Annotated in this window: 7 protein-coding genes, 4 tRNA genes and 3 rRNA genes (1 of these 14 cut by a window edge); all 14 read right to left on the bottom strand. The window is 52.8% G+C overall.

What is annotated here, in order from left to right; translation table 11 throughout:
- Positions 1-117: 117 nt before the first annotated feature.
- Positions 118-813 carry a 50S ribosomal protein L1 gene (gene rplA, locus DWF74_RS12545; RefSeq protein WP_011063782.1) on the bottom strand — a complete coding sequence of 232 codons (696 nt, stop codon included), beginning with the start codon at positions 811-813 and terminating at the stop codon, positions 118-120.
- Positions 813-1,244, bottom strand: a complete 432-nt coding sequence (rplK, locus tag DWF74_RS12550) for a 50S ribosomal protein L11 (RefSeq protein WP_003176435.1) — start codon at positions 1,242-1,244, stop codon at positions 813-815. Before rplK ends, rplA begins: the two co-directional genes overlap by 1 nt.
- Before the next feature lie 118 nt (positions 1,245-1,362).
- Positions 1,363-1,896 carry a transcription termination/antitermination protein NusG gene (nusG, locus tag DWF74_RS12555; protein ID WP_010443972.1) on the bottom strand — a complete coding sequence of 178 codons (534 nt, stop codon included), beginning with the start codon at positions 1,894-1,896 and terminating at the stop codon, positions 1,363-1,365.
- 9 nt (positions 1,897-1,905) lie between these two features.
- Complete coding sequence (gene secE / locus DWF74_RS12560) at positions 1,906-2,274, bottom strand: preprotein translocase subunit SecE (protein ID WP_047306325.1); 369 nt, start codon at positions 2,272-2,274, stop codon at positions 1,906-1,908.
- A 45-nt stretch (positions 2,275-2,319) separates the two neighbouring features.
- Positions 2,320-2,395: transfer RNA gene (locus DWF74_RS12565), tRNA-Trp, on the bottom strand.
- Positions 2,396-2,449: 54 nt separating this feature from the next.
- Positions 2,450-3,643: an elongation factor Tu gene (gene tuf / locus DWF74_RS12570; RefSeq protein WP_060841339.1), complete on the bottom strand. Its 1,194-nt coding sequence runs from the start codon at positions 3,641-3,643 to the stop codon at positions 2,450-2,452.
- 84 nt (positions 3,644-3,727) lie between these two features.
- Positions 3,728-3,803 (bottom strand) — tRNA-Thr (locus tag DWF74_RS12575).
- Positions 3,804-3,829: 26 nt separating this feature from the next.
- Positions 3,830-3,903, bottom strand: a tRNA-Gly gene (locus DWF74_RS12580).
- 24 nt (positions 3,904-3,927) lie between these two features.
- Positions 3,928-4,012: transfer RNA gene (locus tag DWF74_RS12585), tRNA-Tyr, on the bottom strand.
- Positions 4,013-4,154: 142 nt separating this feature from the next.
- Complete coding sequence (locus tag DWF74_RS12590; RefSeq protein WP_115581048.1) at positions 4,155-4,601, bottom strand: hypothetical protein; 447 nt, start codon at positions 4,599-4,601, stop codon at positions 4,155-4,157.
- A gap of 163 nt (positions 4,602-4,764) precedes the next feature.
- On the bottom strand, positions 4,765-5,727 hold the full coding sequence (birA, locus tag DWF74_RS12595) for a bifunctional biotin--[acetyl-CoA-carboxylase] ligase/biotin operon repressor BirA (protein WP_115581049.1): 963 nt from the start codon (positions 5,725-5,727) through the stop codon (positions 4,765-4,767).
- 168 nt (positions 5,728-5,895) lie between these two features.
- A 5S ribosomal RNA gene (rrf, locus tag DWF74_RS12600) occupies positions 5,896-6,011 on the bottom strand.
- A gap of 113 nt (positions 6,012-6,124) precedes the next feature.
- A 5S ribosomal RNA gene (gene rrf / locus DWF74_RS12605) occupies positions 6,125-6,240 on the bottom strand.
- A 139-nt stretch (positions 6,241-6,379) separates the two neighbouring features.
- Positions 6,380-6,822 (bottom strand): 23S ribosomal RNA (locus DWF74_RS12610); it runs 2,449 nt beyond the window's last position.

Below are 6,822 nucleotides of genomic sequence, written 5' to 3' on the forward strand. Positions count from 1 at the left end.
CACCATCTGCGTAGGCTTGAGGTTTAAGACTTGCGTCGCCTACGGTCTTGGATAGCCCCCGCCAGGCAGGGACCCCAATTTTTTCAACTGGCGCAATCGCTTGTGCCAGCCTGTGTCTTATACGTCCAGCGAGCCTTGGTCGATGACCAGACCTGGACCCATGGTGGTGCTCAGGGTAACGCGCTTGACGTAGATACCTTTCGAAGAAGCTGGCTTGATACGCTTCAGGTCAGCGATCAGGGCTTCAACGTTTTCCTTCAGCTTGACGGCGTCGAAGCCGACCTTGCCAACGGAGGTGTGGATAATGCCGTTTTTGTCGGTGCGGTAGCGAACCTGACCAGCCTTGGCGTTCTTAACTGCCGAGGCCACGTCTGGGGTTACAGTGCCGACTTTCGGGTTAGGCATCAGGCCACGAGGACCCAGAACCTGACCCAGCTGACCTACAACGCGCATTGCATCCGGAGAAGCAATAACTACGTCATAGTTCAGGTCGCCGCCTTTCATTTCGGCAGCCAGATCATCCATACCTACGCGGTCTGCACCGGCAGCCAGAGCAGCTTCAGCAGCTGGACCCTGAGTAAACACAGCAACACGTACAGTCTTGCCAGTGCCGTGTGGCAGCACGGTAGCGCTACGAACAACCTGGTCAGATTTACGTGGGTCTACGCCCAGGTTCACAGCTACGTCTACGGACTCGCTGAACTTAACGGTCGACAGCTCGGTCAGGAGAGCGGCGGCTTCTACGAAGTTGTAGGCCTTGCCTGCTTCAATCTTGCCGGCGATAGCCTTTTGGCGCTTGGTCAGCTTAGCCATTACACACCCTCCACGTTAAGGCCCATGCTACGAGCAGAACCGGCGATAGTACGCACGGCTGCATCCATATCAGCTGCAGTCAGATCCGCGTTTTTGGTTTTCGCGATTTCTTCCAGCTGAGCACGGGTAACAGTGCCAACCTTAACGGTGTTCGGACGAGCGGAACCGCTGGTCAGGCCAGCAGCTTTCTTCAGCAGAACCGAAGCAGGGGTGCTCTTAGTTTCGAAAGTGAAGCTGCGGTCACTGTAAACAGTGATAATCACAGGAGTCGGCAGACCTGGTTCAAGCCCCTGAGTACGGGCGTTGAAAGCCTTGCAGAATTCCATGATGTTCACGCCGTGCTGACCCAGAGCTGGACCAACGGGCGGGCTTGGGTTGGCCTGAGCGGCCTTAACTTGCAGCTTGATGTAAGCAGTAATCTTCTTAGCCATGAGGCACTCCAATTACGGGTTCAGACGCCTAGAAAGGCTCCCCGGTTACTTGCGCGTTTATCCCAGTGACGAAAAAACCCCACAGCCTAAGGCTGCGGGGTATGGGATTCTCGTCCAGTTAGACCTTCTCGACCTGACTGAACTCTAGCTCTACCGGAGTAGAGCGACCGAAAATGAGCACCGCCACTTGGATCCGGCTCTTTTCGTAGTTAACTTCTTCGACCGTACCGTTAAAGTCTGCGAATGGGCCGTCAGTAACACGGACCACTTCACCTGGCTCGAACAGCGTCTTAGGCTTGGGCTTATCGCTACCATCAGCAACGCGACGCAGAATTGCTTCCGCCTCTTTATCAGTGATAGGCGCCGGCTTATCAGCAGTACCACCAATGAAACCCATGACACGAGGAGTGTCCTTGACCAAGTGCCAAGTACCCTCATTCATGTCCATTTGAACCAGCACATAGCCTGGAAAGAACTTGCGCTCGCTTTTGCGCTTCTGGCCATTGCGCATCTCAACCACTTCTTCAGTGGGGACCAGAATCTCGCCGAAGCCATCTTCCATGCCAGCCAGCTTTACACGCTCGATCAACGAGCGCATTACATGCTTCTCGTAACCCGAGTAAGCATGCACAACGTACCAACGCTTAGCCACGGGACACCCTTAGCCAACAATCAAGGAAACAAGCCAGCCAAGCAGGGAATCTAGCCCCCACAACAGCAACGCCATGACCAGAACCACAGCCACTACAATAAGCGTGGTCTGCGTGGTCTCTTGGCGAGTTGGCCATACGACTTTACGAATCTCAGTGCGTGCTTCCTTAACCAACACGAAGAACGACTTACCCTTGGCAGTTTGCAGACCAATGAAGGCAGCAACTGCGGCAATGGCAAGCAGCGCCAATACGCGGTACAGGATCGGCGAAGCAGAATAGTACTGATTGCCAACAACACCAACAATCACCAAAGCAACCACAACGAGCCACTTGAGCAGATCGAAGCGAGAGCCTTGAGCTTCAGCCTTAGGAGTCATCTATGAAGATCCTGTGAAAAGAAAGCCAGACACATTGAGTGAATCTGGCAGGTCAGGAGGGAATCGAACCCCCAACCTACGGTTTTGGAGACCGTCGCTCTGCCAATTGAGCTACTGACCTAAAAACAAAATCAGGCCGACCATTATGTCGGCCCGATGGAGATATTTCAAGAGCTTATTCGATGACTTTGGCCACGACGCCGGCGCCGACGGTACGACCGCCTTCACGAATAGCGAAACGCAGACCATCTTCCATCGCGATGGTTTTGATCAGAGTGACAGTCATCTGGATGTTGTCACCTGGCATTACCATTTCAACGCCTTCTGGCAGCTCGCAGTTACCAGTCACGTCAGTAGTACGGAAGTAGAACTGTGGACGGTAGCCTTTGAAGAACGGAGTATGACGACCGCCTTCTTCCTTGCTCAGAACATAAACTTCAGCGGTGAACTTGGTGTGCGGCTTAACGGTGCCTGGCTTAACCAGAACCTGGCCACGCTCAACGTCATCACGCTTGGTACCACGCAGCAGAACGCCGCAGTTCTCGCCAGCACGACCTTCGTCGAGCAGCTTGCGGAACATTTCAACGCCGGTGCAGGTAGTCTTCTGAGTATCGCGCAGACCAACGATCTCAACTTCTTCCTGGATGCGAACGATGCCACGCTCAACACGACCAGTTACCACGGTGCCACGACCGGAGATCGAGAATACGTCTTCGATTGGCATCAGGAACGGCTTGTCGATTGCACGCTCCGGCTCTGGGATGTAAGTGTCCAGAGTTTCTACCAGACGCTTAACAGCGGTGGTACCCATTTCGTTGTCGTCTTGACCGTTCAGAGCCATCAGAGCCGAACCGATGATGATTGGAGTGTCATCACCTGGGAAGTCGTAAGTGCTCAGCAGATCGCGCACTTCCATTTCAACCAGTTCCAGCAGCTCAGCGTCGTCAACCATGTCAGCCTTGTTCAGGAAGACAACGATGTACGGAACGCCTACCTGACGGGAAAGCAGGATGTGCTCACGAGTTTGCGGCATCGGACCATCGGCAGCCGAGCAAACCAGGATCGCGCCATCCATCTGGGCAGCACCAGTGATCATGTTTTTGACGTAGTCGGCGTGACCTGGGCAGTCAACGTGCGCGTAGTGACGAATGTGCGAATCGTACTCTACGTGCGCAGTGTTGATGGTGATACCACGAGCTTTTTCTTCTGGGGCACTGTCGATCTTATCGAAGTCAACACGAGCCGAACCGAAAACCTCGGAACAAACGCGAGTCAGAGCAGCAGTCAGAGTGGTCTTACCGTGGTCAACGTGACCGATAGTACCCACGTTAACGTGCGGCTTATTACGTTCGAACTTTTCCTTAGCCATCGAAATCACCCCTAGGAGAAGAATTGAGCAAGTCACACAAGCCATTAAAACAAAGGCAGATATTTTCATATCTGCCTTGTTATATGGAGCTCTTGAGCGGATTTGAACCGCTGACCTCACCCTTACCAAGGGTGTGCTCTACCAACTGAGCTACAAGAGCGTAACACTTTGCAAAACCTGCAAACTTGGAGCGGGTAGCGGGAATCGAACCCGCATCATCAGCTTGGAAGGCTGAGGTTCTACCACTAAACTATACCCGCGGAGCCTGCAGCTCTCGCTAAATCTGGTGGAGGGGGAAGGATTCGAACCTTCGAAGTCGTAGACGTCAGATTTACAGTCTGATCCCTTTGGCCGCTCGGGAACCCCTCCTAAGCGAGGCAGCATTTTACACTACGCCACCTTCCTGTCAAGCATTTTCTCAATAAAATCTTGAGGTTAGCTGCGTTGACTTAGCTCTGCTGCTTTAACCTAAAAAGGTCTTCACTGCGGAGCGGGCGCCATTCTATGCAACCTATTCGACAGTTGCAAGCCCCTCACAAGGCATTATTTTATGTTTTAACTCATTGAATTCCTTAGCAAGGTTCTGCAGCTGTAGATCATCCAGCAAATGCTTGCTTTCAGGGGCCACACGCAACCAGAAACCAGAAGATCCAGGAACACTCAAGGACAGTAGCCTGACATCCGCCCCCAGCCCTATAAGCCGCTGCTCAAGCATCTGAGCCATATCTCGACGAGCAAAGCCCCCCAGATAGAGACAGCTTGCATCAACCTCTCCAACCCTCCCCTTATCCCTCCGCTCGACCGAATCTGCAGACTCACTCAACAAGCGAATATCTTGCTGAGAGCCTCGATAGAGCGAGAGAGGCATAATCTCTTTCGCACGAAGAGGTGCTTCCTGCTGGTGCCAGATGTAATAGAAACCATTGAGGACCAGTAACAACAGAAACAGCCAGCGCATAAATACCTCGAGACGAAAGACAAGCCTTAGTCAACTCGAAAAAACAAATCACGAACAAACTGATCCTGCGAAACCAACACAACGCCCAGAGCAGCTATACAAGCCTCCCCACCTACTAGCCTAAGGTAGCGCGGGCACATTTCATGGCGTTTCGCAGCCAAACTCAAGGATTATCACGCAACCTTAGACTGAGCTCCCCACCGCTATAAGTTTTCTCTTCACCTTCAACGCTCAACCGCAACGCCCCTTGGCGATCAATACCCAGCACGACACCATCGATCTTATTGACCCCCGCAATCAGAGACACCTCACGCCCCTGCCAGAGATGACCTTGCTCCCATTCGCCCTGGATAGCGGAGAAACCATCCAGTCGATGACGCTCCAGATAAGCCACAAGGGTCTCACTCAATCGAGCAACCAGCTGATTGCGATCAGTAACCTGGCCAGACTCCAACCTTATCGAGGTCCACTCCTGATCGACCCCCTCGGCGCTCTGCATATTCACATTAATCCCAACCCCCAGGACCACATGACACACGTCCGCAGGATCGCCCACCAGCTCCAAAAGTATTCCCGCGACCTTCTTCTGACCAACCAAAACATCGTTTGGCCACTTCAAACCCGCACTTGGGATTCCATACTCACGAAGGGTATGCATAACCGCCAACCCCACGACGAGACTGAGACCCTCCAATTGCCGGAGACCTCCATCTATGCGCAAGACAAGGCTGTAGTAGATATTCTCGGCAAAAGGACTTATCCACTTGCGTCCACGCCGGCCACGCCCCGCGGTCTGACGCTCAGCTAGCACAAGAAAAGGAGCCACAGCCCCCCCCTCGATGGATCGCAGCGCCTCAGCGTTTGTGGAGTCGATAGAATCAAAAACTCGAACGTCCCAAGCACTGCTGGGAGAAGAGCACCGACTTATCTCCGCGCTGCTCAACAAAGTGATTGGAGTGGCCAACTGATATCCACGACCTCGTACCTTATGGATGACAAGCCCCAATTCCGCCTCAAGAAGCTGTAACTGCTTCCATATGGCACTACGACTAACACCCAACACCTCTCCGAGCGCCTGGCCCGAGTGAAAACGCCCATCCTTTAGAAGCTCTAACAACGTCGACATGCAGTATCCGCCTCACAATGAGCCCGGCATGATAGCTATGCCCAAAACCATTGCATAGAAAACACCACCCGGCGAGCAGGTCGATCGGGCAGATAAAAATCAAATCCACTTTTCTCCGCGCAAAAACAAAACCCCAATTGCTTTCGCAATTGGGGTTTCGGAATTTAATCTTGACGATGACCTACTCTCACATGGGGAAACCCCACACTACCATCGGCGATGCATCGTTTCACTTCTGAGTTCGGGATGGGATCAGGTGGTTCCAACGCTCTATGGTCGTCAAGAAATTCTGTGGCCGATCCGTTGGACTCTAGAGTCGAACGTGTCAGCAAAATCAGTAACTTCTACATAAAGACAAAACCCCAACTGCTTTCGCAATTGGGGTTTCGGAATTTAATCTTGACGATGACCTACTCTCACATGGGGAAACCCCACACTACCATCGGCGATGCATCGTTTCACTTCTGAGTTCGGGATGGGATCAGGTGGTTCCAACGCTCTATGGTCGTCAAGAAATTCGGTAGCCAGTCCGTTGCTTGTGCAACGTGCCAGCGAATGGGTATGTAATAGATTTGTGTGTTGTGCAAACTTTCGGTTTGTTTCGTCTTCACACACCGCGACTCGCTTCTTAAGCAAATTGCTTGGGTGTTATATGGTCAAGCCTCACGGGCAATTAGTATTGGTTAGCTCAACGCCTCACAGCGCTTACACACCCAACCTATCAACGTCGTAGTCTTCGACGGCCCTTTAGGGGATTCAAGATCCCAGTGAGATCTCATCTTGAGGCAAGTTTCCCGCTTAGATGCTTTCAGCGGTTATCTTTTCCGAACATAGCTACCCGGCAATGCCACTGGCGTGACAACCGGAACACCAGAGGTTCGTCCACTCCGGTCCTCTCGTACTAGGAGCAGCCCCTCTCAAATCTCAAACGTCCACGGCAGATAGGGACCGAACTGTCTCACGACGTTCTAAACCCAGCTCGCGTACCACTTTAAATGGCGAACAGCCATACCCTTGGGACCGGCTTCAGCCCCAGGATGTGATGAGCCGACATCGAGGTGCCAAACACCGCCGTCGATATGAACTCTTGGGCGG

The organism is Pseudomonas protegens, from assembly GCF_003363755.1.
Classification (GTDB): Bacteria; Pseudomonadota; Gammaproteobacteria; order Pseudomonadales; family Pseudomonadaceae; genus Aquipseudomonas; species Aquipseudomonas danubii.

Coding starts and splice junctions, on each gene's coding strand:
- rplA (WP_011063782.1), bottom strand. CDS start 813: ATGGCTAAGCTGACCAAGCGCCAAAAGGCTATCGCCGGCAAGATTGAA.
- rplK (WP_003176435.1), bottom strand. CDS start 1,244: ATGGCTAAGAAGATTACTGCTTACATCAAGCTGCAAGTTAAGGCCGCT.
- secE (WP_047306325.1), bottom strand. CDS start 2,274: ATGACTCCTAAGGCTGAAGCTCAAGGCTCTCGCTTCGATCTGCTCAAG.
- tuf (WP_060841339.1), bottom strand. CDS start 3,643: ATGGCTAAGGAAAAGTTCGAACGTAATAAGCCGCACGTTAACGTGGGT.
- DWF74_RS12590 (WP_115581048.1), bottom strand. CDS start 4,601: ATGCGCTGGCTGTTTCTGTTGTTACTGGTCCTCAATGGTTTCTATTAC.
- birA (WP_115581049.1), bottom strand. CDS start 5,727: ATGTCGACGTTGTTAGAGCTTCTAAAGGATGGGCGTTTTCACTCGGGC.